The 25370-nt window shown below is 63.5% G+C and carries 24 protein-coding genes and 1 tRNA gene; 10 read left to right on the forward strand and 15 right to left on the reverse strand.

Annotated features, from left to right (window positions below; genetic code table 11):
* Positions 1-57: 57 nt before the first annotated feature.
* A complete protein-coding gene (locus FAA86_RS19100; protein WP_136542695.1) occupies positions 58-1155 on the forward strand; it encodes a 2'-deoxycytidine 5'-triphosphate deaminase in 1098 nt (365 codons plus the stop codon).
* Between the two features lie 73 nt (positions 1156-1228).
* A tRNA-Gly gene (locus FAA86_RS19105) sits at positions 1229-1302 on the forward strand.
* Positions 1303-1332: 30 nt separating this feature from the next.
* On the opposite strand, the gene FAA86_RS19110 is transcribed toward FAA86_RS19105, so the two are convergent.
* Positions 1333-1887, reverse strand: a complete 555-nt coding sequence (locus FAA86_RS19110; RefSeq protein WP_136542696.1) for an NADPH-dependent FMN reductase — start codon at positions 1885-1887, stop codon at positions 1333-1335.
* A gap of 54 nt (positions 1888-1941) precedes the next feature.
* Here FAA86_RS19110 and FAA86_RS19115 point away from each other — a divergent pair, with 54 nt between their 5' ends.
* Positions 1942-3486: a VOC family protein gene (locus FAA86_RS19115; protein ID WP_136542697.1), complete on the forward strand. Its 1545-nt coding sequence runs from the start codon at positions 1942-1944 to the stop codon at positions 3484-3486.
* Here the strand turns inward: FAA86_RS19115 and FAA86_RS19120 are convergent.
* Positions 3435-5303, reverse strand: a complete 1869-nt coding sequence (locus FAA86_RS19120) for a glycosyltransferase family 2 protein (protein WP_246035127.1) — start codon at positions 5301-5303, stop codon at positions 3435-3437. The genes FAA86_RS19115 and FAA86_RS19120 overlap by 52 nt on opposite strands.
* A 194-nt stretch (positions 5304-5497) precedes the next feature.
* On the opposite strand from FAA86_RS19120, the gene FAA86_RS19125 reads away from it, so the two are divergent.
* Entirely contained in the window at positions 5498-6370 is an 873-nt protein-coding gene (locus FAA86_RS19125; RefSeq protein WP_136542699.1) for a transporter substrate-binding domain-containing protein, read from the forward strand.
* 6 nt (positions 6371-6376) lie between these two features.
* On the opposite strand, the gene FAA86_RS19130 is transcribed toward FAA86_RS19125, so the two are convergent.
* The 5 genes from FAA86_RS19130 to FAA86_RS19150 form a co-directional block, all read right to left on the reverse strand.
* Positions 6377-6790 carry a tellurite resistance TerB family protein gene (locus FAA86_RS19130; protein ID WP_136542700.1) on the reverse strand — a complete coding sequence of 138 codons (414 nt, stop codon included), beginning with the start codon at positions 6788-6790 and terminating at the stop codon, positions 6377-6379.
* 99 nt (positions 6791-6889) lie between these two features.
* Positions 6890-7603: a thermonuclease family protein gene (locus tag FAA86_RS19135; protein WP_136542701.1), complete on the reverse strand. Its 714-nt coding sequence runs from the start codon at positions 7601-7603 to the stop codon at positions 6890-6892.
* Between the two features lie 13 nt (positions 7604-7616).
* The gene (locus tag FAA86_RS19140) at positions 7617-8285 is read right to left on the reverse strand and encodes a S24 family peptidase (RefSeq protein WP_136542702.1); all 669 of its coding nucleotides are present in this window, start codon (positions 8283-8285) and stop codon (positions 7617-7619) included.
* 113 nt (positions 8286-8398) lie between these two features.
* Positions 8399-9046: a response regulator gene (locus FAA86_RS19145; RefSeq protein WP_113460057.1), complete on the reverse strand. Its 648-nt coding sequence runs from the start codon at positions 9044-9046 to the stop codon at positions 8399-8401.
* A 121-nt stretch (positions 9047-9167) separates the two neighbouring features.
* Positions 9168-9599: a hypothetical protein gene (locus tag FAA86_RS19150; RefSeq protein ID WP_136542703.1), complete on the reverse strand. Its 432-nt coding sequence runs from the start codon at positions 9597-9599 to the stop codon at positions 9168-9170.
* 97 nt (positions 9600-9696) lie between these two features.
* Here FAA86_RS19150 and FAA86_RS19155 point away from each other — a divergent pair, with 97 nt between their 5' ends.
* Both FAA86_RS19155 and FAA86_RS19160 read left to right on the forward strand, forming a co-directional pair.
* Positions 9697-10053, forward strand: a complete 357-nt coding sequence (locus FAA86_RS19155; RefSeq protein ID WP_136542704.1) for a DUF952 domain-containing protein — start codon at positions 9697-9699, stop codon at positions 10051-10053.
* Positions 10053-11141: a quinone-dependent dihydroorotate dehydrogenase gene (locus FAA86_RS19160; protein WP_136542705.1), complete on the forward strand. Its 1089-nt coding sequence runs from the start codon at positions 10053-10055 to the stop codon at positions 11139-11141. The genes FAA86_RS19155 and FAA86_RS19160 overlap by 1 nt, the downstream gene beginning before the upstream one ends.
* On the opposite strand, the gene FAA86_RS19165 is transcribed toward FAA86_RS19160, so the two are convergent.
* From FAA86_RS19165 to FAA86_RS19175, 3 genes are read right to left on the reverse strand one after another with little or no spacing between them, the layout of a single operon-like run.
* Entirely contained in the window at positions 11117-12463 is a 1347-nt protein-coding gene (locus FAA86_RS19165; RefSeq protein ID WP_136542706.1) for an MATE family efflux transporter, read from the reverse strand. The two genes, FAA86_RS19160 and FAA86_RS19165, sit on opposite strands and share 25 nt — an antisense overlap.
* A gap of 36 nt (positions 12464-12499) precedes the next feature.
* Entirely contained in the window at positions 12500-12997 is a 498-nt protein-coding gene (locus FAA86_RS19170) for a CAP domain-containing protein (protein WP_136542707.1), read from the reverse strand.
* A gap of 7 nt (positions 12998-13004) precedes the next feature.
* The gene (locus FAA86_RS19175) at positions 13005-13271 is read right to left on the reverse strand and encodes a DUF6460 domain-containing protein (protein ID WP_113460051.1); all 267 of its coding nucleotides are present in this window, start codon (positions 13269-13271) and stop codon (positions 13005-13007) included.
* Positions 13272-13438: 167 nt separating this feature from the next.
* Between FAA86_RS19175 and FAA86_RS19180 the strand changes: the two genes are divergently transcribed.
* Together FAA86_RS19180 and FAA86_RS19185 are read left to right on the forward strand one after the other, a co-directional pair.
* Positions 13439-14377, forward strand: a complete 939-nt coding sequence (locus FAA86_RS19180) for a class I SAM-dependent methyltransferase (protein ID WP_136542708.1) — start codon at positions 13439-13441, stop codon at positions 14375-14377.
* Between the two features lie 114 nt (positions 14378-14491).
* On the forward strand, positions 14492-15130 hold the full coding sequence (locus FAA86_RS19185; RefSeq protein WP_136542709.1) for a YitT family protein: 639 nt from the start codon (positions 14492-14494) through the stop codon (positions 15128-15130).
* Positions 15131-15134: 4 nt separating this feature from the next.
* Here the strand turns inward: FAA86_RS19185 and FAA86_RS19190 are convergent, their stop codons facing one another.
* Both FAA86_RS19190 and FAA86_RS19195 read right to left on the reverse strand, forming a co-directional pair.
* Entirely contained in the window at positions 15135-15587 is a 453-nt protein-coding gene (locus tag FAA86_RS19190) for a plasmid maintenance toxin (PemK-like) (protein ID WP_136542710.1), read from the reverse strand.
* Between the two features lie 12 nt (positions 15588-15599).
* Positions 15600-15875 (reverse strand): type II toxin-antitoxin system Phd/YefM family antitoxin, encoded by a 276-nt coding sequence (locus FAA86_RS19195; RefSeq protein WP_136542711.1) that lies wholly within the window; start codon positions 15873-15875, stop codon positions 15600-15602.
* 126 nt (positions 15876-16001) lie between these two features.
* Between FAA86_RS19195 and FAA86_RS19200 the strand changes: the two genes are divergently transcribed.
* Together FAA86_RS19200 and pdeM are read left to right on the forward strand one after the other, a co-directional pair.
* Positions 16002-18521, forward strand: coding sequence for a ligase-associated DNA damage response DEXH box helicase (locus FAA86_RS19200; protein WP_136542712.1), 2520 nt, complete (start codon positions 16002-16004; stop codon positions 18519-18521).
* Positions 18522-18577: 56 nt separating this feature from the next.
* Entirely contained in the window at positions 18578-19294 is a 717-nt protein-coding gene (gene pdeM, locus FAA86_RS19205; RefSeq protein ID WP_167495039.1) for a ligase-associated DNA damage response endonuclease PdeM, read from the forward strand.
* Between the two features lie 3 nt (positions 19295-19297).
* Here the strand turns inward: pdeM and FAA86_RS19210 are convergent, their stop codons facing one another.
* The 3 genes from FAA86_RS19210 to FAA86_RS19220 form a co-directional block, all read right to left on the reverse strand.
* Positions 19298-20101 (reverse strand): TIGR02186 family protein, encoded by an 804-nt coding sequence (locus FAA86_RS19210; protein WP_136542715.1) that lies wholly within the window; start codon positions 20099-20101, stop codon positions 19298-19300.
* Position 20102: 1 nt separating this feature from the next.
* Complete coding sequence (locus FAA86_RS19215) at positions 20103-21020, reverse strand: sulfite exporter TauE/SafE family protein (protein WP_136542716.1); 918 nt, start codon at positions 21018-21020, stop codon at positions 20103-20105.
* 204 nt (positions 21021-21224) lie between these two features.
* Positions 21225-25034 (reverse strand): peptidoglycan-binding protein, encoded by a 3810-nt coding sequence (locus FAA86_RS19220; RefSeq protein ID WP_136542718.1) that lies wholly within the window; start codon positions 25032-25034, stop codon positions 21225-21227.
* Positions 25035-25370 lie beyond the last annotated feature (336 nt).

The following is a 25370-nucleotide window of genomic DNA, read 5'->3' on the forward strand; positions in this document are numbered from 1 at the left end:
GGCCCTTGCGTCAATTGGTGGGCTTTGGTTTTGTCGAGCCCAAACAGGATTGAGATCATGACCTTGAAACCCGGGATTTTGTCCGATCGCGCGATCGGCGCCTTGTTCGGTGGCGGCCAGCTGAAGAGCGAAGTCATGCTCGACAAGGACCAGATCCAGCCGGCAAGCCTCGACTTGCGTCTGGGCGGCAAGGCGATCCGCGTGCGCGCCAGCTTCATGCCGGGGCGCGGCCACACCGTAGCCGAAAAGCTGGAGCGGCTCACACTGCACGAAATCGATCTGGAAAACGGGGCCGTGCTTGAAACCGGCTGCGTCTACATCGTGCCCTTGATGGAAAGCCTCGACCTGCCGGTCGAGATCTCGGCCTCCGCCAATCCGAAGAGTTCGACCGGCCGCCTCGACATCTTCACCCGCGTGATGGTCGATTACGCCCAGGAATTCGACAAGGTCCCGGCCGGCTACAAGGGCCAGCTCTATCTCGAAATCTCGCCACGCACCTTCCCGATCATCGTGCGCCGCGGTTCGCGCCTGTCGCAGATCCGCTTCCGCGTCGGCCATGCCGTGTTGGGCGAAAGCGAGCTTTTCGATCTCCACAAGGCGGAAACCCTCGTCGCAAGCGACATGCCGAACGTCTCCGGCGGCGGCATTGCGCTCTCGATCGACCTGAAGGGCTCGGGCCCGGAAGGGCTGATCGGCTATCGTGGCAAGCACCATACGTCTGTCATCGATGTCGACCGCAAGGGCGCGCATGACGTGCTCGACTTCTGGGAGCCGCTCTACAGCCGCGGCCGCGACGAACTGATCCTCGACCCGGACGAATTCTATATTCTCGTCTCGAACGAAGCCGTGCATGTGCCGCCGCTCTACGCCGCCGAAATGACGCCCTATGACCCCTTGGTCGGCGAGTTCCGCGTGCATTATGCGGGCTTCTTCGATCCGGGCTTCGGTCATGCCCCGGCCGGCGGCTCAGGCAGTCGCGCGGTTCTGGAAGTGAGAAGCCACGAAGTGCCCTTCATCCTCGAACACGGCCAGGTCATCGGCCGCCTGGTCTACGAGCACATGCAGGAGCGCCCCGAAGGCCTCTACGGCACGGGGCTCGGCTCCAACTACCAGGCGCAAGGGTTGAAACTCTCCAAACACTTCCGCCTACCCTGAGGCATGCGCCGCCTGCAGGCTTCGCTGCCAGCGCTTGACACTGGCAGCGAACTGTTGGATTCCTCTCCCCGTCGCGGGTGTAGCTCAATGGTAGAGCAGCAGCTTCCCAAGCTGAATACGAGGGTTCGATTCCCTTCACCCGCTCCATCGAAGCCCTTCACCCGCTCCAGCCTTTGTTCACCTTTCCCCCGCAAACTTCGCAAACGCCGCCAAGAGATCCCCCAGCCGCTTGGCCGTCGCCTCGTCGGTGAGGTTGCCGTCGGCATCGAACAGGGTATGCGCGCGAGACACCATCAGCCGCTTCTCTGAGAATGTCCGGCAGCCCAGCGTGTGCAGCACACTAAGCCAGGCATTCTGGCTGAGCAGCGTGCCGAAATTGCCGGGAGAGGCGCCGACGAGGGCGAAGGCTTTGCCGCCGAAGACCTTCGGGATGTCGGAAGAGGGACGCGACAGCCAGTCGATGGCGTTCTTGAAGGCACCGGGTATGCTGTTGTTGTATTCGGGCGTGAACAGGATCACGCCGTCGGCGGCGATGATCTTTTCCTTGAGGGCCGTCACAGGGGCCGGAATGCCCTCTGCCGCTTCCAGGTCCCCGTCATAAAGCGGAATGCCATGAATGCCGGCGGTCTCAAGAATATAACCCTCGGCCGGCAGGCCGGCGGCGGCCTTCAGCAGCGCCGAGTTGAGCGAAGCCTTGCGCAGACTTCCCGAAATGCCAAGCAGTGTCACCATGATCTGGTCCCCGTGTCGATATGTTGTAAGGAAGGGTAGAACAGGGAGACGAGCATGACCAGCGGCCTGCACCACATCACGGCGATCACCCGCAAGATCCAGGCGAATGTCGATTTCTACTGCGGCTTTCTGGGGCTGAGGCTCGTCAAGCGCACCGGCGGCTTCGAGGATGCGGCACAGCTCCATCTGTTCTACGGCGATGCCGAGGCAAGCCCCGGTTCCCTGGTGACCTTCCTGGCCTGGGAAGATGGATCACCCGGCCGTGTCGGCCATGGCGCTGCAAGCGAGATCGCATTTGCCATTCATCCGGAAGCGATCGGCTTCTGGCTGACCCGTGCATTGCAGTTCGGCGTATCCGCCTCGGGTCCGGCGACGGAATTTGGTGAGCCGGTCCTGAGGCTGACGGATCCCGATGGCATCATCGTCAAGCTCGTCGGCACAACGGCGGTAGAGCCCGGTGCCGCATGGCCCGTTCGCGGGATCGAAGAAGCCGATGCCATTACCCGCCTGCGGGCGGCCACGCTCCTGTCGGAGAAGCCGGCGGAGAGCCTCGACTTCCTCGCCCGACATGCAGGCTTTTCCGTCGCTGGAACCGAGGGCACGATCACGCGGCTGATTTCGACAAGTGGCCAGGCGATCGACGTGCGCGATGCCACTGGCTTCTGGCCGGCGGCCCCCGGCACGGGTGCGATTGATCATATTGCCCTGCGCATGCCTGATCGGGCGGCGGTTGAGGCGCAGGCGGCGGCGCTCAGATCCCGCGGAGACGACATGATCAACATGCATGACCGCAAATATTTCTATTCGCTTTATGTGCGAGAGCCGGCCGGCGGGCTGATCGAACTCGCCTCGGACGGCCCAGGTTTTGCTGTCGACGAGCCGCTGGAAACCCTCGGCAGCCGGCTCTTCATCCCCGAGCACTTTCATCTGCGCCCCGAGGATATCGTGCCCATGCTGCCGCAATTCGGGCTTCCGGGAGAGCCGCGCATCATCTACCGCGATCTGCCTTTCGTGCACCGCATCCATGAGCCGGACGCGCCGGACGGATCGACGCTTGTCCTGCTGCATGGCACGGGCGGCAACGAGGCGAGCCTCCTGCCGTTCGGCCGGAAGATCGCCCCCTCCTCGACCCTTATCGGCCCACGAGGGCGCTCGACGGAGGAGGGCGTTGCGCGCTTCTTCCGCCGCTTTGGCGCGCGCGAATACGATCAGAGGGATATTCGCTCGGAGGCAGAGGCATTCATTGCCTTTATCCAGCAGGCCGAGGAAGCTTATGGCTTGGACAAAGAGCGCGTGTCCTTTGCCGGCTATTCGAATGGCGCGAACTTCCTCGCCGCGGTGATCATGCTGCATCCGGGCCTCGTGCGCGAGGCCTTGCTGCTGCGCCCGGTGCCGGTCCTGGTCGACCCGCCGGACAACGATCTCGCCTGCACGCGCATACGGATCCTCGCAGGTGCCGATGATCCTGCCGGCGAGGAGACTTCGGTTCTGGCCGAACAGTTGCGCAGGCGCGGAGCCTCGGTCGATCTGGTGACAGTTGCCGGGGATCACACCTTGTCCGAGGCGGATGTCATCGCAGCGAAGACTTGGGCCGGGTGAGCAGCAAGGCCCGGTGGCAGGGAGCCGCTACGGCTTGGCGTGTGGGGCGTCTTGTTCCAGTGAAAGGGCTTGAGCCTCAGTTCGAGCACCGCCTTCCAGGCGGCGAGCGACACGGCCATCCAGTAGATCGGGATCATCGCCCATTTCCAGCCCATGCCCTTCTTCTCCCGGTCGGTCATCGGGGTTGCCCCGAGGGCAAAGAAGACGGCGTAGCTGCCGAGAATGTTGAACACGTCCATGGCGAGCATCATCGTTGTAAAGACACTCGGCTGAGGCGCCGGGATCTGCATCAGCGAGAGGACGGAAAGAGTGATGAAGACGATCAGCCCGGGATGGCTGAGTGCCGCGACCAGCATGCCGCCGACAAGAAGCTGGAAGACGAGGAAGGAGAGCGGCCCCATCTCGCGCGCCGTGCGCAAAGGCCGGCGCATCAGCACCAACCAGGTTTGCAGCCAGCCCTTGTACCAGCGCGTCCGCTGGGCAAGCCAGACCTTGAACTCTGTCGGCGCGTCCTCGTAGGTCGGAAGCGTCAGTGTCGACGCGCGGTAACCCATGCGGCAGAGGCGCATCCCGAGATCGGCATCCTCGGTGACATTGAAGGGATCCCAGCCGCCACTGGCCTTCAGGAGCGCCGTTCGAAAATGGTTCGAGGTGCCGCCGAGGGGCAGCGGCAGCCGGTAGAAGCCGAGCGCCGGCAGCAGGCGACGAAACAGCGCCGAATATTCGAGCGCAAAGATGGCACTGATCCAGCTCTCGCCAGCATTGCCGATGACGAGCGGCGCCTGCAGGCAGGCGAGTTCTGACGGTCCCAGCTCGAAGGCGTGGAAGGCTTCGCGCAGCTGCTGCGGATGCGGCCGGTCTTCCGCGTCGTAGATGGTGAGGAACTTGCCGCGCGCACCGGCCAGCGCATAGGTCAAAGCCTTGGGCTTGGTGCGTGGTGCCATGGCCGGCACCTCGACCACTTCGATATGCGGTCCCGGTCGCGCCTGTCGGATCGCCTCCAGCGTCTCGAGGTCGTCGGCCTCGCAGACCAGTTTCACGTCGAGCAGACTGCGCGGCCAATCCAGAGCATCGAGCGCCGCGATCAGTTGCGGCACGACAGCGGCCTCGCGGTAAAGCGCGACCATGACGGTATAGACCGGCAGGACATCGCATCCGCTTTCCAGCGAGGCTTCGAGCCTCGGATGCCGCTTGCCATGCGAGACGGCCATGATCCTCAGAAAGAGGGCGGCTGCATGGAAGAAGGAGAGCAGCATGTGCCCCAGCACGACGGCGAGCATCGGAGCGAAGACCAAAAGCAGGCTGAGAAGACAGAGGCTGGCACCGGCAACAAAGCCTTGATCGCCGGTGACCACCAGCCTTGCTGAGAGAGACTGCACGCTGTCGAACAACCCCCGCACGGCATCGCTGACGCGCCGTGTTTCCCCCGCCTTCCACAGCGCTTTGCGGATCGCCGACGGCGTCGTGATGGCAAGATTGCCGGCGCCGTTGCCATGGCGGCCAAAGCGTCTGGCAAGGCCCTCCATGTGCAGGATCTGCGGCGCCACAGCCATCACCGGCTGCCTGTCGGTGTATTGCAGCCGTACCATGTGCGGCTCGGCCAATTGCGTATCGCCGCAGAGGGGATCCCCAACCAGCGCGGGATCGATCACCGGCAGGAAGGGCAGTCCATACATGCGCGCAAGCCCGGCAAAATAGGCGTCTTCTTCGATCACGCCGCTGGCGAGAAGCTCGGCCTCGATGCTGGTGCCATTTATCACCGCGCGTTGCGCCATACGGGCGATCAGGGGCTTGGAAATTCCCAACCGGTGCAACAAGCCGGCCTCGGGTTTCAAATGCTGAAAATCAGGGGATCCGGCTGCGCGGCTCGCGCTCCGTTGGTCATGCACCCGCGTTGGACCCTGGCGCACGGCAACGATCCGCGGGCCGTATTCCCTCGTCCACACCAAGCTGCTACACGTCATCCGGTCGGATCGACGCCCCACTCATACCCCGGTTGATGATGATAGAGATGCGCGCAAAAGTTACATCCCTAGATTTAATGGGGTTGTGGGCCTCGGTTCTCGCCTTTTTGATGTTGATTTCGGTCTCGACGCCGCCGGCGCGGGCCCAGAATACGGACCTCCCGATCCTCTTCGATGCGCGCGAACGGCTGGTGCGGCCCGATGTGAGCAGCGTGTTGCGCCTGCGCTTCCTGACAACGACGGACTTTCCGCCCTTCAATTTCACCGATCAGAGCGGCCGTCTGGCCGGTTTCCACGTCGATCTTGCGCGGGCGCTCTGCGCCGAACTTGGTCTGCAGGCTCGCTGCCAGATCCAGGCAATGCCCTATGGACAGCTGGTCTCGGCGCTGGAGGCAGGGCAGGGCGAAGCGGTGATGGCCGGCGTCGCCGTAACGCCGGAGCTGCGGGAGCAGTTCAATTTCACCCGGCCCTATCTTCTCCTGCCGGCCCGCTTTCTGATGCAGGGTGATACGGTTCTGCCGCGGCAGGATGCGCAGGGGCTGTTCGGCCGCAAGGTCGGCGTGGTCAAGGATACCGCCCATGCCGCCATGCTGAAGAGCTTCTTCCCCGATATCGAAGCCGTCCCCTTTGACGATCAGGATGCCTTGATGACGGCATTGAAGGAGAAGCAGGTGCCGGCCGTCTTCGCCGACGCCTTGCAGCTGTCCTTCTGGATGATGAGCCCGGCCGCAGACGGATGCTGCCGCTTTCTCGACGGCCCATTCCTGTCGGAGCGGCATCTCGGCGAAGGCATGACGATCATGGTACGCGGCCAGGACGGTGCGCTGATGGCGGCTCTTGAAAGTGCGCTCGCAGCGCTGTCGAAGGATGGCCGGCTGGAGGAGATCTATCTGCGCTACTTCCCCGCCGGCCTCTTCTGAGAGCAGTCAGATCCGGCGATAGCGCGCAGACGCGCTGCGCTCCAGCGCGGCACAGGTGAGCTTGTCCAACTCCAGGCGGTCGCGCAACATCTGCAGCAGGCGCAATTCCTCCGGCTTGACCGAGAGGTCGACGGCTGCGATCTCGACAGCCAGTGCGTAAGCCGTCTCATGCAGCCATTCCGGCAGCGCGTCTCGAATGGTCTCGAGCATGATGTCGAGCCCCTCGGGTCCGGAGATCAGGCTTGCGCAACGTTGCGAAACCTCGATCAGGCGTTCCTTGTCGAAATTTTCGAAGACCGGCAGAATATCGATCAATTGACCGATGCGGACGAGTTCCTTTTCCGCCATGGCATTGTCGACGGCCGATGCCATGACCATGACGAAAATCAGCGCTTCTTCCGGAGAGACAGGCTTGTTCATGTAACGTGGTTTCCAGTTGCGTGCGGCCAGAGAGTAGGAGCCGCTTTGCAGCCTTTCAAGGGAGCGGCGATTGGCACCCCCTTGATGACCCAGGTCCGATCAACGCTGAGGCTCACCAAAAAGCCCGCGTCTTTCGGCGCGGGCTTCTTCCGTCAGCACGGCAAGCGCCGAGCCGGGTTCCGCTTCCGCCCACCCGTATTTCGCAAGCCAGGAGGAGACATCCTGAACACCCACCCAGCAGCGCGCCTTAATTTCTCCCTGCCATGCGGCGGAACTCGTTTCGCAGGCAAGCGAGCGGTTGCGCAGGAAAAGCCTTTGCTGGGTCCGTGCCATAACACCGCAAGGCCAGGAACCGCCGTCTGCGGCAAGGCAGGTGCGGTTGACATCCGTCTCCGCAATATCGGCCAGGCGCACGCGCTGTTGAGGACCGAAGGCAACAAGCCCGGCCGAGAGACTGAGCGGACGATGGAGAAGGACGACTTTGGGTTTTGCAGGCTGCACGGTTTCTGACAGCGGCGCACGCGCTTCGACCCGTTCGAGATCCTCTGCATTGGCGAAGGCCGGCGAACCGAAAACGTCAGGCTCGATGGCCCGGACCTCGCGTCGCGGCTCCGGCTCCGCCATAGGCTCGATCGCCTCGGGCGGCAGGGCGCCGGCATCGGGCAGATCGAGTTCGGACGGATCCGGCACATCGAGGTCCTGAATATCGTAGTCGACGGGGTCATCGCGCAGCGACTCGCCGGCGGCCATGACAAGATAGGCCCACAGGAGGAGCCCGATCGCGCCTGCGATGAAGGTACCGATCCGTCGCATTAGGTCCGTTTTCCTATTGGCTCGCCCAGATGATGCGGGCCACCCACTCGACGTCACCCATGTCGAGAGTGCGGGGCGGATGGTCCGGATTGAGCGACTGCAACTCGATCGACTTGGCGCTCTGCCGGGCAAGGATCTTCGCCATGACTTCGCCTTCTCGCGTCTTGACCACCACACGGTCGCCACGTCGCACCTGGGCGCCGGGTTCGACGATCACGATGTCGCCGTCGCGGTAGAGCGGCTTCATGCTCTCGCCCTGGACCTCCAGGGCATAGACGCCGTTGTTGCGGCCGGGTGCTGCGGGAAATTCCACGAGATCCCAGCCCTGGCCCGCAGGAAAGCCGCCATCGTCGAAAAAGCCACCGGCACCGGCCTGCGCCATGCCCAGCAGGGGGATCGAGCTTGCCTGAGGTGGAAATGTCCCTTGCGGCAGCGGGCTTCCCCGCAGGCCTTCCGGGGAGACGTGGCGCATGAACTGGTCGAGGCTCGCGCCTGTCGCTTCCAGAACCTTCGCGATGGATTCGGTGGAGGGCCAGCGCATGCGACCGTCAGCACCGACGCGCTTGGACTTGTTGAAGGAGGTGGGGTCGAGGCCCGCACGGCGCGCAAGACCAGAAGGCGTCAGCGAATGCTGCTCCGCCAGCCGATCAATCGCGGCCCATATGCTGTCATGCGAAAGCATGTTCGCGCCTCTTAGAGCGCCGGAAACCTCGGATGCCCCTCTCCGGCCATGGCTCACCATAGATCAGGGGATGCCGATAGTAAAGCAAAAAGGAATAAAATCCTCTGGACCGCTTACGCCACCATGGCCATGTTGATCTTGCCGAGCTGGATGACAGCCTGCGTACGGCTGTCGACCTTGAGCTTCAGCAGGATGGCAGAGACGTGGGCCTTGATCGTCGCTTCCGAGACGCCGAGCTCATAGGCGATCTGCTTGTTGAGCAGTCCTTCACCGAGCATGCCGAGCACGCGGCTCTGCTGCGGCGTCAGGGTCCTCAGGCGATTGATCAGATCGGCAACGTCGGGATCGGTCTCCTGACCACCCTGATAGCTTTCCGGCGTGGCGATGTCGCCTTCGAGCACGGACTGGATGCTCGAGCGTATCTCGTCGATCCCGGCCGATTTCGAGATGAAGCCCGAGGCGCCGAGTTCAAGCGCCCGGCGGATGGTCACGGCATCGTCCGTGGCGGACACAATGACGAGCGGCAGGCTCGCAAATTCCGCACGAAGCGCCATCAGGCCGGAAAAGCCGGACACGCCGGGCATGGCGAGATCCAGAAGCATAAGATCGGCTTCCGGATGATCCGCTGCCGCCTTGCGTGCGGCTTCGAAATCGCCGGCTTCGATGATGGTTTGTGTGCCGTCGATGCCGGTCACGGCCTGGCGCAGCGCGCCCCGAAACAGCGGATGGTCGTCGGCGATGATGAAGGTCGATGCAGCCATGTCACAGCCCCCTCCCAAGAGCGATGTCATATTGCGCACGAATGCGTGGTCTTCTTTTAGCGCTTGCGGAGCCACTAGACAATGGTCGTGCACGGATTGCGCGACCGGCGCTTGACCAATGTCAAGTTCTGTCCGGAATGGCCTCTTGTTTGGGCTGCTCCTCTGCCCCCTGGAACTCCTGAACCAGGTTGAAGAAGGCTCGCATGAAGCGCTCCATGATGCCGATCGATCGGTCGATCTCGGCATCGCTCGGCAGCTCGCCACTCCGCGCGGCCGTCCCGTCCGCCAGCTGTCGTTCAAGCGCCTCGACCCGCTTTTCCAGCCGCGCAAGGTCTTCGTCATAGGCAGCGCGCTCGTCTGCGGCCATGCGGCAGGTCAGCGTGCCCTGATCCTCGGTACAGAGTGTCACGGCGCCCGTCTGCCGATCGAGCCGCACGAAGCCGCTATCCGATTTTTCCAGCGTATAGCGCTCGGTATTGGCTTCTTGAGCGACGGTCGCCGGCGTTGCGAGTGACAGGACCGCCAAGCCGAGCACCGCTTTTCTGATGAGCATCTGAGCCTCCTCCTGTCGTTCCGCGCGCAGGGCGTGGACATTTGTCGACGTTTGCGGCAAACCGCCTCGACCCTCATGATCTGGGAGAGACCGGACCTTGGACAAGACCATATACAAGATCGTGCCGCGAGAATTATGGCAGGAAGCACGCAAGGCGGACCTTTTCAAGGGCGCGCCGATCGACCTCAAGGACGGCTACATCCATTTTTCGACGGCAGCCCAGGCCATCGAGACCGCGAGGCTGCATTTTGCCGGTGAGGCCGACCTTTTGCTCGTGGCCGTGGATGCCACCGTCTTCGGCGAGACCCTGAAATGGGAGCCCTCTCGTGGCGGCGATCTCTTCCCGCATCTCTATGCCGATCTGCCGCTCGATGCCGTGCTATGGGAAAAGCCGCTGCCGCTGGGGCCGGATGGTCTGCATGTCTTTCCACCCATGACGCAAGAGAAGCCCTGATGCCCGATCTCTTTTCGCTCGGCCGGCGTGGCCTTTTTCTCTTCGATGCCGAAACCGCCCATGGTCTTTCGATCGCGGCCTTGAAGACCGGCCTCGTCCCGACCTGCAAGGCAGAGGCCGATCCGCGTCTCGCCCAGACCGTCGCCGGGATCCGCTTCCCGAACCCGCTTGGCATGGCCGCCGGCTACGACAAGAATGCCGAGGTCCCGGATGCCCTGCTGTCACTTGGCTTCGGTTTTGCCGAGGTCGGCACGCTCACACCGAAGGCGCAGGCCGGCAATCCGAAGCCGCGCATCTTCCGCCTGGAGCGCGATCATGCGGTGATCAATCGCCTCGGCTTCAACAACGAGGGCCATGCCGCGGCGCTTTCACGGCTTTCTGCGCGGCGCAATCGCTCCGGCATCGTCGGCGTCAACATCGGTGCCAACAAGGATGCTGCCGATCGGATTGCCGATTACGTGGCAGGCATCCGTCGTTTCTATCCGGTCGCGACCTATTTCACTGCCAATATCTCCTCCCCGAATACGCCGGGCCTGCGCGATCTGCAGGCCAAGGAGAGCCTCGATGCGCTTCTCTCTGCCGTACTGGCCGCGAGGTCCGAGGAGGGGCTGAAGGCCGGCAAGCGTCTGCCGGTCTTCCTGAAGATTGCGCCCGATCTCACCGAGGAAGGCATGGACGACATCGCAGAGGTCGTCGCGGCCCATGATCTCGACGGCCTGATTGTCTCCAACACCACGCTGTCACGCGAGGGTCTCACCGACGCCACTTTGGCCCGTGAAGCCGGTGGCCTGTCCGGCGCGCCGCTCTTCGACAAGTCGACGGCAGTGCTCGCGCGCATGCGCAAGCGGGTGGGCCCCGACCTGCCGATCATCGGTGTCGGCGGCGTCTCCTCGGCTGAAACCGCGATGGAAAAGATCCGCGCCGGTGCAGACCTCGTGCAGCTCTATTCCTGCATGGTCTATGAAGGGCCGGCTCTGCCGGGCCGCATCGTCCGGGGCCTGTCGAGGCTGCTCGATCGCGAGACGGTCGCAAACATCCGCGAGCTGCGGGATTCAAGGCTCGATCACTGGCTGTCGGTAAAGGTCTGATCCGTCTTCGGTTTGAGCCTTGCAAGCAGCAGCAGGCCGCGCAGTCCGAGAAACACGTTGAGCGCAATCCAGAGCCCGTGGTTGGAAAACAGCGGGACGAGGGCGGCGACGCTTGCGAGATAGCCGGCAAGCGCCAGAAGCATCATGTTGCGCATGTCCGATGACCAGGTCGCGCCGATGAAGACGCCGTCCATATGGAAGGCGAGGGCACCGGTAAGGGCCGTCAGGGCTGCATAGACCAGATAGGTTTCAGCCACGCTGCGGACGTCGCCGGCCGTGGTGATGAAGCCGACGATGGCATTGCCGAAGACCAGAAAGAAGACAAGGCTGGCGATTGCGAGGCCGAAGGACCAGAGGCCGGTGAGTTTTACGGCACGCTCGAAGGCGGTCCGCTGCCGCGCGCCAATGGTCTCGCCGGTGATCTGTTCGGCCGCCGTTGCCATGCCGTCGAGATAGAAGCTCGCGATCATGAAGAAGTTCATGAGCACGGCATTGGCCGCCAGCGTCACGGCACCGAAGCCAGCGCCGATCCGGGTCATGACGGTAAAGGCCGTGATCAGCGAGAAGGTCCGGATCAGGATGTCCCGGTTCAGGCGGAAGAGTGCCATCAGCTTCGGCCGGTCGGTAACCATCGAGACCTGCGGCACCGCTGCCTGCCCGTAGCGCCAGAAGACGAAGGCAAAGCCGGCCAGCATGGCGACGACTTCGCCGATCACCGTTCCCCACGCGACGCCGGCAATGCCGAAGCCGAAGGTCCAGCCGAGCAGGATGGACATCGCGATGTTGACGCCGTTGAGCAGGATCTGCAGCGCAAGCCCGACGGAGCCAAGCCCGCGGCCGAGCACGAAGCCGAGCAAGGTGAAGTTGGAGAGCGTCACAGGGGCGGCGAGGATGCGGATGGCGATATAGGTCGCCGCGGCAGACTGAACGTTCCCCTCCGCTCCCATGAGTTTTGGGCCAAACCCGATGATGGCGGGAGACAGGAGAAGGATCAGAAGCCCGAAGCCGATCGAAAGCGCAATCGAGCGCCAGAAGACCGCAAACAGCTCATGCGTCTCGCCGCGTCCTTGTGCCTGCGCGACAAGGGCCGTGGTCGAGGCGCGAAGGAAATTGAGGCTGGCGAACAGGAGGTCGAAGAGGGCTGCCGCGATCGCAAGTCCCGCAAGCTGCGCGGCATCGCCGCTGCGCCCGACCACGGCGGTATCGGTGAGGCCGAGCAGCGGCGTCGTGACGAAGCCGAGCGTCATCGGCACGGCGATCGCAAGGACGCTGCGGTGGCTGACCTCGATCGGTCTGGAGGCGGGAGTAAGCAGGCTGTGCATGGAGTGCTCCGGTGGGGACCGGAGCGGAAGAATCACTCAGGCCGACAGCACCATGGCCCAGTAGGGGCGGTTGCCGGAAGCAGAATCCCAGGCCACGGCGACGCCGAGCCCGTTGAAGCCACCAAGCATGTTGTCGAGATGCCGCTTGGAATCGATCCAGGCCTGCACCGCGCGCTCGACCGTGTCTTGGCCAGCTGCGATGTTTTCGGCCGCAGGCAGCGGCACGCCATGGCCCTTCATCCGGGCGTCGAAGCTGTCGTTGAAGCCGATCAGATGCGACATCTCCCCCGCACGCGCCATCCGCTTGGCCTGGGCAATCGCCGCGACCTCCGCCGGACGGCTGCGCGAGAGTGACGAGAGCCCCCGCGACTGGCGCAGGCGATTGACCATTGGCAGGGCAGCGTCCGTCTCGGCCCGCGACTGGCCGTCATCGGGATTGAGGATGTCGGTGGAGCGGCAGCCGGCAATGGCCGCCGTCAAGAGGCCGGCCGAGACCAGGATCAGCCGGCGGCGGGGCAGGGCGAACTGGGTCATCGGCTGCTCAGTTCCGGGAGGCAAAAAGGCGCAGCAGAATGAAGGCGGGAATGACCACGGTCGCACCGATCAACAGATACTGGCCGACCCGTCCGAGAGCATCGAACCCGGTATACCAGAGGTCCAGGATAAAATGCCGGATGCCGTTCAGGAGGTCGACCGGATCGAGCCCGAAAACGGACATCACGAAGCCGACGATGAGCGAAACGACGATCAGCTTGACGAGCGTACGGCCCGGGGTGTCGCCGAGAAATCGATTGAGGCCATCAGCCATGCATATCTCCTGTTGTCGTCCGCTGATATGGGCGCGGTCCGTATGCCCCGCAAGTCGGTGAAGCAGCGGCTTGCGATAGGACTTGAGTTTTTTCTGGCGATCGGTCAAGACCGCGCGCCCACTCCATGCTGGACCATTCCAGGCTGGCGGGCGCAAGGATCTCTTCGATGCACCCCACCCAGTTTTCCTCCGGCGACGTCATCGCCGACCGCCGCGCTGATTATGCCCGCATGCTTGCCGAGAATGGCGAACATGAGGCGGCCGTGGAATTGATGGAGCAGGCTCTGGAACTGGTGCCCGATTGGCCGGCAGGCCTGTTGAGGCTCGCCGACTATGCCGAGAAGGCCGGACTGACCGCGAAGGCCGTGCCCGCCTTGCGTCGACTGCTGGACCTCGATCCCGAGGATCTGTTCGGCGCACAGCTGAAACTGGCTCTGCTCGGCGCGGAAGAGGTGCCGGATCAGCCGCCGTCTCGCTATGTCGAAGCCCTGTTTGATGACTATGCCGAGCGCTTTGACACCGCACTGGTCGAGAAGCTGGACTATTCTGTCCCGCAAAAGCTTGCCCGATTGATCGTCGAGCAGGCGGATCGAGACTTCGGCCTCGCCGTCGATCTCGGCTGCGGGACGGGCCTCTTCGGCGCGGAAATCCGCGACAGGGTCAGGCGCCTCGAAGGTTTCGACCTGTCGGCCAACATGCTGATGAAGGCGGAAGAGAAGGGACATTACGACCTTCTCGCGAAAGCCGACCTGTCGCTCGATCCGGCAACGTCGGGGCTTTTCGAGGCGGAGCTCGAAAGCGGCCGCGCCGACCTCGTCTCTGCAGCCGACGTGCTGATGTATCTCGGCGATCTCGCCAATGCTTTCGCGCTTGCCGCGATGGTCGCGAAACCCGAGGCGCTCTTTGCTTTTTCGGTCGAAGATGCGGGCGAGGGAGATGGTTTCATCCTCGCGCCAAGCCTGCGTTACGCACATACCGAACAGCATGTCCGGCAGCGTCTCGAGGAAAACGGCTTCGAACTCGTCGAGCTCACCCGCACCACCATTCGCATGGATGGCGGAAAACCGGTCTCCGGCATTCTGTTTCTTGCGAGCCGGATGGCTTAAGAAGCAGCATTCTTGCGAATTGCTCTATAGGTCAGGTTTACTGACCTATCGCCCTTGTTTTTCAGTGGATCTCGCGTAATTTTGGTGCCCGAGATCACCTTCTGGAGACGTGACATGGCGCAGTTGACGAGCATGCTGGGAATCTGGAATTCGAACCCCACCCGCCACACGCCCGCCGAAGATCTCCAGGGTCTGGTCGCCGGCAGCCTGATCGCCGCGCTCGGTCTCTATTTCCTCGCCCAGGTCGGGCTCCTGACCGGCGGCATGGCGGGGCTCGCCTTCGTCCTGCATTATTGGAGCGGCTGGAGCTTCGGTCTCCTCTTCTTTGTGCTCAATCTGCCCTTCTACATCCTGTCGCTGCGCCGTGTGGGCCTCGACTTCACGCTGAAGACATTCGCAGCCGTTGGCCTGACCTCCTTCATCGTCGAAATCGAGAGCCGCTTTCTTGTCATTCAGAGCATCGCGCCAATCTGGGCGGCGATCCTGGGCGGCCTTCTCCTCGGCTTCGGTCTCCTGGCGCTTTACCGCCACCGCGCCAGCCTCGGAGGCCTCGGCATTCTCGCAGTCTACATCCAGGACCGCTTCGGCATCCGCGCCGGCCTGGTCCAGCTCGGTTTCGACCTCTGCGTCATGGCCCTGGCCTTTGCCGTCGTGAGCCCCTCCGTGGTGCTCTACTCGGTGATCGGCGCCGTGGTCCTGAACCTCTTCCTCGCGATCAACCATCGATCGGACCGGTACATCGCGATGAGATAACCGCCTAGTCCGTGCGTTTCGTCACTGAAAGCTGCCGAAGCTGGTAGCTTTCGGCAAAATGCTGTTTGACGAGGTCGAACCAGTCGGTCGGAAGGGGGCCGAGCACGCAGGTGTCCTCGATGAGCCTCTTCTGTGAAATCCACTGAGCGGGCCGCAGATCTGGGCCCGGCCAGACGAAAAGATTGAGCTCGTCCGTGTAAATCCACTGCGGACGGTCATCGAGGCCGATATGGCGGCAGAGCTTTTGCGGCACCTGCAGCGCCCGTCGTGCCGCGGCCGGTGGCATATGCGAGATGCCCAGAGCATAGACGATTGTCGTGCCAAAATCGTCCTTCTTTGCCAGCAAGAGCGCGGTCGGATAGGTCTTCTCTCCATCCTCTCGTCGCTTAGCCTTGCTGGACCAGAGATACTCGTAAGCGATTATATGTCCGATGGGAGGTTCCGCCGGGATTCTCATCCGAGGAAACCGTCAACGTGGCTCCGCAGGCTCATCGGGCAGGTCATCAAGGTTGTACGGCTGGTCGCCAGTCACCTCAGCCTGCATGATTGCCTCGATCTCACCGATGCTGAGCTCTTCCACCGGCATGTTGACGCGGAAGCGCTCCCAAAGCTGCTGAAACATTTCGGCGGACACCAGATAGGCCGTTGGCCGACCGTAGCGGGTGATCTCAACCGGACCCTGATAGATTCGCTCGTGCCACTCGCCGAAATTCTTCTGAAACTCGGAGGCAGGTACGCTGGCCATGACATCTCCCTTTTCCGTAAGTTACGGAAGATAGCACTTTACTCTTACCTTCTCAACATTGCCCAGAGACAGGCTGGGCACCGTATCACCTCTTCTCTTTCCTCGCCCGTCCACTACCTTGGGGCGGTGACAACAGCTGATTCCGCCCTTGCCCTGCTGCCTGCCCCCTTCCTCCGCTGGTTCGGCGAGAAGGGCTGGCATCCGCGTGACCATCAGCTGGAGCTTCTGGGCCGGGCACGATCGGGCGAAAGCGGTGGCGAAAGCCTGCTGCTGATCGCGCCGACCGGTGCCGGTAAAACGCTGGCCGGTTTTCTCCCGTCACTGACGGAACTCACCGAACGCGGTCGCAAAAAGCCGGGCGAAGCCTTTACCGGCATCCACACGCTCTACATCTCGCCGCTCAAGGCGCTCGCCGTCGACATCGAGCGCAATCTGATGAAGCCCGTGACCGAGATGGGGCTTCCGATCACCATCGGGAACCGCACCGGTGACACTCCAGCCTCGAAGCGCCAGCGGCAGAAGACCAATCCGCCGGATATCCTGCTGACGACGCCGGAGCAGGTGGCGCTTCTGATCTCGCATTCGGATGCGGAGCGCTTCTTCAAGGACCTGCGCTACGTCATCTTCGACGAACTCCATTCGCTGGTCACATCCAAGCGCGGCCATCTTCTGTCGCTCGGCCTTGCGCGTCTGCGGAAGCTTGCGCCCGGCCTGAAGACCATCGGCCTCTCCGCCACGGTGGCCAAGCCGATGGACCTGCGCCGCTGGCTGGTGGCGCAGCCGGACGAGGGCGAGAGAGCCGCCGGCATCATCACGGTCGACGGCGGTGCGCGACCGAACATCACCATCCTGCAGACGGAGGATCGCATTCCCTGGTCCGGGCATCGGGCGGTCTACGCCATTCCCGAGATCTACAAGGTGCTGAAGGAGTTCCAGACGACGCTCCTCTTCGTCAACACGCGATCCCAGGCCGAGATGCTGTTTCAGGAACTCTGGACGGTGAACGACGACAATCTGCCGATCGCGCTCCACCATGGCTCCCTCGATGTTTCCCAGCGCCGCAAGGTGGAGGCCGCCATGGCCGAAAATCGCCTGCGCGCGGTTGTCGCCACCTCGACGCTTGATCTCGGGATCGACTGGGGCGACGTCGATCTCGTCATCCATGTCGGTGCGCCCAAGGGCGCCTCCCGCCTTGCCCAGCGGATCGGTCGCGCCAATCACCGGATGGATGAACCCTCGCGTGCAATCCTGGTCCCGGCCAACCGCTTCGAGGTGATGGAGTGCCAGGCGGCACTCGATGCCAACTACATCGGCGCGCAGGACACCCCACCGGTCGGCCAAGGTTCGCTCGATGTGCTGGCCCAGCATGTGCTCGGCATGGCCTGTGCCGATGCCTTCGACGAGGAGGACCTCTATCGCGAGGTGACGACGGCGCTCCCTTATGTTGACCTGCCGCGCGAGACCTTCGCCCGCATCGTCGATTTCGTCGCGACCGGCGGCTACGCGCTTCGCACCTACGAGCGCTATGCCCGCATCCGCCGCCGCAAGGACGGGTTATGGCGCGTCTCCAATCCGCAGGTCGCCCAGCAATATCGCCTGAACCTCGGCACCATCGTCGAAATGCCGATGCTGAATGTCCGGCTCGTCAAGCGCAACCATCTGGGCTCGATCGGTCGCGGCGGCATGACGCTCGGCAAGGTCGAGGAGTATTTCTTCGAGCAGCTGACCCAGGGCGATACCTTCCTGTTCTCGGGCAAGGTGCTGCGCTTCGAGGGCATAAGGGACAACGAGTGCCTGGTGTCGAACGCCTTTTCCATGGACCCGAAGATCCCGGCCTATGCCGGCGGCAAGTTCCCGCTCTCGACTTATTTGGCAGATCAGGTCCGCGCCATGCTCGACGATCCCGAGCGCCGCATGAGCCTGCCCGACCAGGTGCGGGACTGGCTGTCCTTGCAGGCGGAGAAGTCCGTCCTGCCCAAACGCGGCGATCTCCTGATCGAGACCTTCCCGCGCGGCGAGCGCTTCTACATGGTGATCTATGCCTTCGAGGGCCGGCTCGCGCATCAGACGCTCGGCATGTTGCTCACCCGCCGTCTGGAGCGGATGCGGGCGAAGCCCCTGGGTTTTGTCGCGACCGATTACGCGCTTGCGATCTGGGGCCTGGAGGACATGGGTTCCCTGATCGCGCGCGGCGCCTTAAGCCTCTCCGAACTCTTCGACCAGGACATGCTGGGCGACGATCTCGAAACCTGGCTCGACGAAAGCTTCATGCTGAAGCGCACCTTCCGCAACTGCGCCGTCATCGCCGGCCTGATCGAGCAGCGTCATCCCGGCAAGGAGAAGTCCGGGCGGCAGGTGACCGTCTCCTCCGATCTGATCTATGACGTCCTCCGCAGCCACGAACCGGATCACATCCTGATGCAGGCGACGCGACAGGATGCCGCCGCAGGACTTTTGGACATTGCCCGCCTTGCCGATATGCTGGAGCGAATCAGGGGGCATATCCTGCACAAGCGCCTCATGCAGATATCGCCGCTCGCCGTTCCGGTGATGCTGGAGATCGGCAAGGAGCCGGTGGCGGGTGAAGCCCAGGAGCACGTGCTGTCCATGGCGGCGGAAGATCTCATCGCCGAAGCCATGGCGTGAATCAGGCAGACCGGCTATGACGAGGCCGGATGCTGCGGAATGAACAGATGACGGGTATGACGGCCCGGCGCCTCGCGCCGATCGAGACAGTGGAGACGACGACCGAGATCGCCCTTTCGGGTGTCGCGGCCGTTTGTGATCTCACCGGCGCCATGTACCTGCCGGATCATCGCACCCTCGTGGTCTCGGATCTGCACCTCGAGAAAGGCGCAGCCTTCGCCAGACGCGGCCAATTGCTGCCCCCTTACGACACGCTTGCCACGCTCCGCATGCTGGAGAATGTGGTGGCGCGATACGAACCGACCACGATCGTCAGCCTGGGCGACAATTTCCACGACCGCGTCGGCTCTGCCCTGATGCCCACGCTGTTCCGCGAGATGATTTTCGGCATGGCCGGTGGACGCGATTTCGTCTGGATCAATGGAAATCATGATCCGGATGGCACCACGGCTCTGCCGGGCATTTCGGTGGATGAATTCTCGCTTGCCGGACTGACCTTCCGGCATGAGCCCTCGCTCGCCCATGGCAAAGGCGAAGTTGCCGGTCATCTTCACCCCTCGGCGACCGTCCGCCGCCGTGAAAAATCCGTCCGCCGCCCCTGTTTTGCAACCGACGGCCTGCGCATGATCATGCCCTCCTTCGGCGTCACCACCGGCGGCCTCGATCTGCGCCACAAGGCCTTCACCGGCCTCTTTGCCCGTACCGATCTGATCGCCCACCTCCTCGGCCGCGACCGGATCTACTCCGTGCGCTATGGTAATCTGTTGGGCTAACCGTCAATCCTTGCGGAAGATCAGGCTTGCGGCCCAGCCTGTGATGAGGGCGAGCAGCACCGCGAAGGCGCCGTAGGCGAGGGGGCGCTGATGGGCAGCCTCTGTGATCGCCTCTTCGAGACCGGTCTTGATGACGCGCAGCGGCAGTTCTTTTTCGGCGATGAACTGCCCCGACTTGAAGAGATAGGCATGCACCATGTGTACGCCGTTCGGGATATTGGCGGGGAGCCGGAGCGTCGCCTTGAACAGGCTGGACGACACAAAGCGCACGCCGCCGGTATCGCGCTGGTAAAGTCCGCCGGACTGCTTTAGCCGTCGAAAGGCATCGCGAAACTCACCAAGATTGGCAGCATTGCTGATAAAGCCCGTGGGCGTCAGCGCCACGTGATCGATCCCGATGCCAAGCGAGGTCAGGACATCGTCGGGTGCGATTTCTTCCACCGGCCGCGTGCTGGCCAGCGAATAGGAGATCGGCATCTGCTCGAAGGTTAGCGACGTGCGGTTCACCCAGATCCCGAAGAGCCGTTCTTTCCGGCGCACGGTCGTCCAGTCGCGCGGTCCCTCGAGCGTGACCACCACGTCATACTGGCCGATCGCCAGCAGCAACTGGTCGGTACTCGTCAGCGCCCCGAAAATCGTGAGGTCGGCGCCGGAGAAATCCGAGGTGATGGCGATTTCGCTGGTCGAGGTTCCGATGTCCAGCCCTTCGGTTTCCGCAAGCTGCGACGTCAGCGGATCCTGCGCCGCAACCGGGATCGGCAGCGATGTGAGAACGAGCAAAGCGAGGGCGAGGAGAGGTGAACGCATCTCAACCTCCGATCGCCAGCGAGTAGATGTCGTCAGGCGTTACGACCAGCTCGATCGCGAGGCGCACGCCGACGGCCAGCACGAGCAGGCCGAGCAGGGCGCGCAGTTGCTCCCCGCGCAGCTTCTGGCCGACGCGCACGCCGTATTGCGCCCCGATTACGCCTGCGACCATCAGGATGAAGGCGAGCACGATATCGACGGAATAGTTGGTCGCGGCCTGGACGATCGTGGTGTAGGCGGTGGTGAAGATGATCTGGAAGAGCGAGGTGCCGACGACGACATTGGTCGGGATGCGGAGCAGATAGATCATGGCGGGCACCATGATGAAGCCGCCGCCCACACCCATGACCGAGGTCAGGATGCCGATGCCGAAGCCAAGCGCCAGGATCGGGATGACGCTCAGATAGATCTTCGACTTCTTAAAGCGCATCTTGAAGGGCAGGCGGTGCACCCAGTTGTGCTGGCCGGGCCGCTTCAGCGGTGCCGCCTCGTTTCGCGCGGCGCGCCTGAGCGCCCGCAGGCTTTCCGCCAGCATCAGCCCCCCGACCGTGCCGAGGAAGACGACGTAGAGGAGCGAGATGATCAGGTCGAGCTGACCGAGGCGTCTGAGCCAGGAAAAGATGTAGACACCGATCGTCGCGCCGACGAGACCGCCGACAAGCAGGACCGTGCCGAGCTTCATGTCCAGCGTTCCGCGCCGGAAATGCGAGATGGCACCAGAGACCGAGGAGGCCACCACCTGGTTTGCACCGGTCGCGACCGCGACCACGGGCGGGATGTTGTAGAAGATCAGAAGTGGGGTGATGAGGAAGCCGCCGCCCACGCCGAACATGCCCGAGAGGAAACCGACAGCCGCGCCCATGCCGAGGATGATGAACACGTTGACCGACAACTCGGCGATCGGCAGATAGATCGTCACGTCAGGACCTCAAATGCAGGCAGCCGCGCACTCGGGCGCGGTCACATCAGGGCTTCCCGCCCTTTGCTCTTACTCATGCTGGGTGGCAGCAAGTCCTTGATCGGACTTGCTCCCTATCGAATTCTTTCTTGCGCCTCGCGGCCAATCAAGTCAATTCGCGAGCCCGTCATAGACCCTGATTCGCGGTCTTTTGTGACAGGCGCATCATTTGTTGCGCTGGAGCAGTTCCGTCACCAGCTTGTCCGTCACCTGGCCCGTCGGGTTTTCCCCGATGGAGGTCTGGAAAGCCTTGATCGCAGCCACCGTTTTCGCGCCCATCACGCCGTCGGGTGCACCGGCGTCGAAGCCGTTCTTGTTGAGAATGGCCTGGATGTTGCGGATTGCCTTCTTCATGTCGACGCTCGCCGTCTTCAGGCCCTTGCCGGCCCATTCGTCCGGCGTATTGGCGGAGTTTGCGTCCGGGTTCAGCTCCTTCGGCTTCCACGAGTCCACGTCAGCGCGCGCACGCTCCAGTTGGTCCGGCTTCAGCGCATTGGCCACTTCGTCACGCTTCTGGGCGGCATCGGTATCGCCACCCTTGGCAGCAATCGCGAACCACTTGTAGGAGGCGACGAGATCCTGAGCGGTGCCGTTGCCACGGGCGCTGAGGATCGCCAGGTTGAACTGGCTGTCCGACACGCCGTATTCGGAGGCCTTGGTGAACCACTCGACCGCCTTCGCATAATCCTGTGCGCCATCCTTGCCCGAGGCGTAGATGACGGCGAGGTTGTGCATGGCGCTGGCATTGCCAGCATTGGCGGCCATCTCGTAGTAGCGCTTCGCTTCCGCGATATTGGGTGCGACGCCCGTTCCCTTTTCAAGGAAGTTCGCAAGGCGGTACTGGGCGAGCGCGAAGCCCTTGTCGGCGGAAAGGCGGTACCACTTGGCCGCTTCGGCGAAGTCATTTGCGACGCCCCGGCCGTCCGTATAGCGCGCGCCGATTTCGAAGAGCGCCAGCGGATCGCCGTTCTTGGCAGCAATCGACAGGGACGGCGGCGTGATCTCGGCGGGTACGACGATCTCGGCCGATGGCGCGGCCGGCTGGATCTCCTCGGCCACCACCACCTTGGCAGGTTCGGCGGGCGCGGGGGCGAGCGTCGAGGCAACCGGTGCGGCTACGGAGGGCTCGAGCGTCTGTGTGGGACCAGTCGGAGCCGGCGCCATTAGGGCGTTGACGGGTGCGGCATTGCCGGCCTGGACAGGTTCGGCTGAGACCACATCCGATGCCGCAGCGATCGGCTCGTCCGTCTCGGCGGGAGCCTCCGCCATATCCGAAGCGGGCAGGGCCGTCGGCTCCACCACTGTATTGGCTTCGACGCCGGTCTCGACTGCATCACCCGGTGCCGCATCGGCCGGAACCGCTTCACTGGTCTGTTCTGCGGCGGATTGCTCGACAACGGCCGGCGCTTCGCTGCGGGTCAGCGTGTTGACCAGCGGCATGGCCATGGCGGCGAGCAGGATAGCACCGACGGCCATCAGGATCGGCCGGCGATAGCGGGCAAACAGCGAAGGCTCGCCGCCCTTGGCCTTGGCCTTCACGTCGGCCATTGTCTTGTTGCCGGATGGGGCGGCCTTCTGGGCGCGGTCCATCTCCATGGCGGCCGCCTGCGCGGCGCGGCGTGCAGCTGCGATGTAATCGGTCCGGTCGCCATTGTCCTCGGCAGCCGTGCCAGGCTTTGCCGCCTGCTGGCTGGCGCGCACGCGCTCCAGGATCTTGCGCACGTCCGGTGCGCCAGACCCCGGCTCCAGCAATTCATTGGCATCATCCGGCGGGATCACGTCGACCGGATCGATCGATGGCGCGGGGTCGATGGTCTGGCGAGCCTCGACGGGTGCCTTCGGGGCCTTCTTGCCGGGCATCAGCTTCTTGCCGAGACCCGCAAGCAGGCTCGGCTTGGCGGCCTTCTTCTCGCGCGCGGCGTCGATGACCGGCAGGGCCGTCATGGTCTGGGCAAAGTCGTCGGCAGCCGCGAGCAGTTCCTCGTCGATCGGATGGGGAGCTTCTACGGCAGCCTCGGCGACCACGCGCTCCGGCTGCGATGCGGCGACAGGCATTTCGGCAGCCCGCTGCTGCGGTGCGCTCGTAAGTGGTGCCTGGCCGAAGAGCGGTGCGGGTTCCGTGTGGTAGCTCGGATGATGCAGCTCATCGAGCCGGCCGGCGATCTGCACGAGCGTGTCGTGCAGCGCTTCGAAGGTCCGATGGGTGCGCTCTTCCGAGTGGCGGGTGTAGTCTTCGAGCTGCCGCAGGTGATCGGACAGCGCAGAAAGCGCCGAGATGTCTGCGGCATTCGCCTGAGAGCCCGTCGGGAAACGCTGCGTGAAATTCGCCATGACCGTTTCGGCGGCCTGGCGGGCGGCTTCGATGATGTATTCGTCGCTGGTCGCCACATAGTCTTCCAGCGCGGAGATGCGGCCTGCGACCTCGGGGTCCGCCGGCGACGGCTGGCTGATCAAAGCCGAGAGATGGGCAATCTGGTCTTCGAGCCCCTTGAGGCTGGCGCTCTCGCCACCGACCGGACCCGTGGAGCTCGTCTCCTCCAGCCGGTCGACAACGGCATTCAACCGGTCTTCGAGATTGCGCAACGCGCTGTCGTCGATGACGGCAACGGCCTGCGGTGCGTCCAGTTCTTCGATGCGCCGCGCGAGGATTTCCAGCCGGTCGGCAAGGCGATCATTGACGCTGCCGCCATCGAGCGCATCGATTTTGCGGGAGATGTCGGCGAGGTAGCCGGTCAGTTCCGGAGCCGGGGCGGGCTTCTGCACCTTCTCCAGCATGTAGGAGAGCTGGTCGAGGCGCTCCTCGAGGCGAACCGTGCCCTGCTCGGCGGACAGCTGCTCGATCCGCTCGGTCAGAAGTTCCAGCCGTTCGGCCATTTCGCGCGAGACGTCATACTGGGGTGACCGGTGGTCCGAGATTGTCTCGATCTGACGGGCCAGACCGGAGAGCCGCTCCTCCAGGCGATGGAAGGTGGCGGGATCGTTGCCCGGGCCGGTGTTGCGGCTGCCGGCGGCAATCGCCCGGGTGATCTCGTCGAGACGCGTGTCGAGCGCTGCAAATTGCTCCATCACCATGCGCTCGTTCGGATCGATATGCGCACCGATATGTTCAAGCGCGGCAGCAACGGTCACGAGCTTTTCTTCAAGCGCCCGGATGGTGCGCGTGTCGCCCATGCCGCCGAGCTGCGACTTGATGTCATCGAGGCGGTCCGCGATGCGGATGATCTCGTCACGCATGGCGCCCGTGTCGAGACCGTCGAGCCGAACCTCGACATCGTCCCAGCGGCGCTCCATGCGACGCACGGAGTCCTCGCGGGCAAGGCCATCCATCAGCGAGCGGAGTTCGTTGAAATCGTCACGCAGACCGTCCGTGCCCGGGGCCTTCAGGCCCTCAAGCCGCTGAATGCTTTCGGCAAGGCGGGCGATATCCTGGCGCATGTCGTCCTGCGGACGGCTCTCCTCGGCCAAGGCGCGGATCGAGCGCATCTCGTTTCTGAGACCGGCAATCTCGTGAGATAGGCTCTCGGCGATGTCGCGCTTGAGTTCCTGGCGCAGGCCGCTGAGCGCCTCGGTAAACTCGGAACCTGCGCGTGCAGGCGCGGCGGCACGGGTCGGATAGACGGGTTGCGATTCAGCGAGCGGCGGCAGGGGCTGGCGCAGCGGCGCGCGCGCCGGCAGCTCGTCGCTGCGGCTGTACAGGCTGCGATCGCCGCCACGGATGCGACTTTCTTCCAGCGCCCGCTGACGCTGGCGGATCTCGGCTAGCGGATCAGGCCGCTGATCGCGGTCGCTGCGGACAGGATCGTCGGCGCGACGACCGGGGATGACACGCGGTGCAGGCTCGTCTGCGCGGCTGCGGGCGGCCTGCTGGCCGATCAGGCCTTCGATCCGCGCCTCAAGCCCTTCGATTGTGCGGCTCAACGCATCCAGGGAGGATGGGCTGCCGGGCCGTTGGGTCTGGGATCGCGATCCGTTCATGGTTCTGCTCGCCTCGATGATGCCGGACGATGCTTGCGTCCGAATGCGTCCGGGTGCTCCATTTCGGCTTCGACAAAGGCGCCTGCCGTAACGGCAGGCAGGTGAGTCGGAATCGCGGATGGATCACCAGCTTTCAAACGCAACCTTTCATGAAACATGGTAAACAAGCCGTTAAGCTTCGCCTGAAATTCGCTAACGGCAGCACCTTCCGCGCTCACGTCACGCCCCGCGCAAGCGGCTTCCGTTAGGACCATCCGCTAAAGCGAAAGTGACGCCCGCAACCGGCAAAAATGCCGCGGGAGAAAATTTTGACGTTTACGCGCACGTCAATTATTT

This window comes from Rhizobium rosettiformans W3 (genome assembly GCF_004912135.1).
Taxonomy (GTDB): domain Bacteria; phylum Pseudomonadota; class Alphaproteobacteria; order Rhizobiales; family Rhizobiaceae; genus Allorhizobium; species Allorhizobium rosettiformans.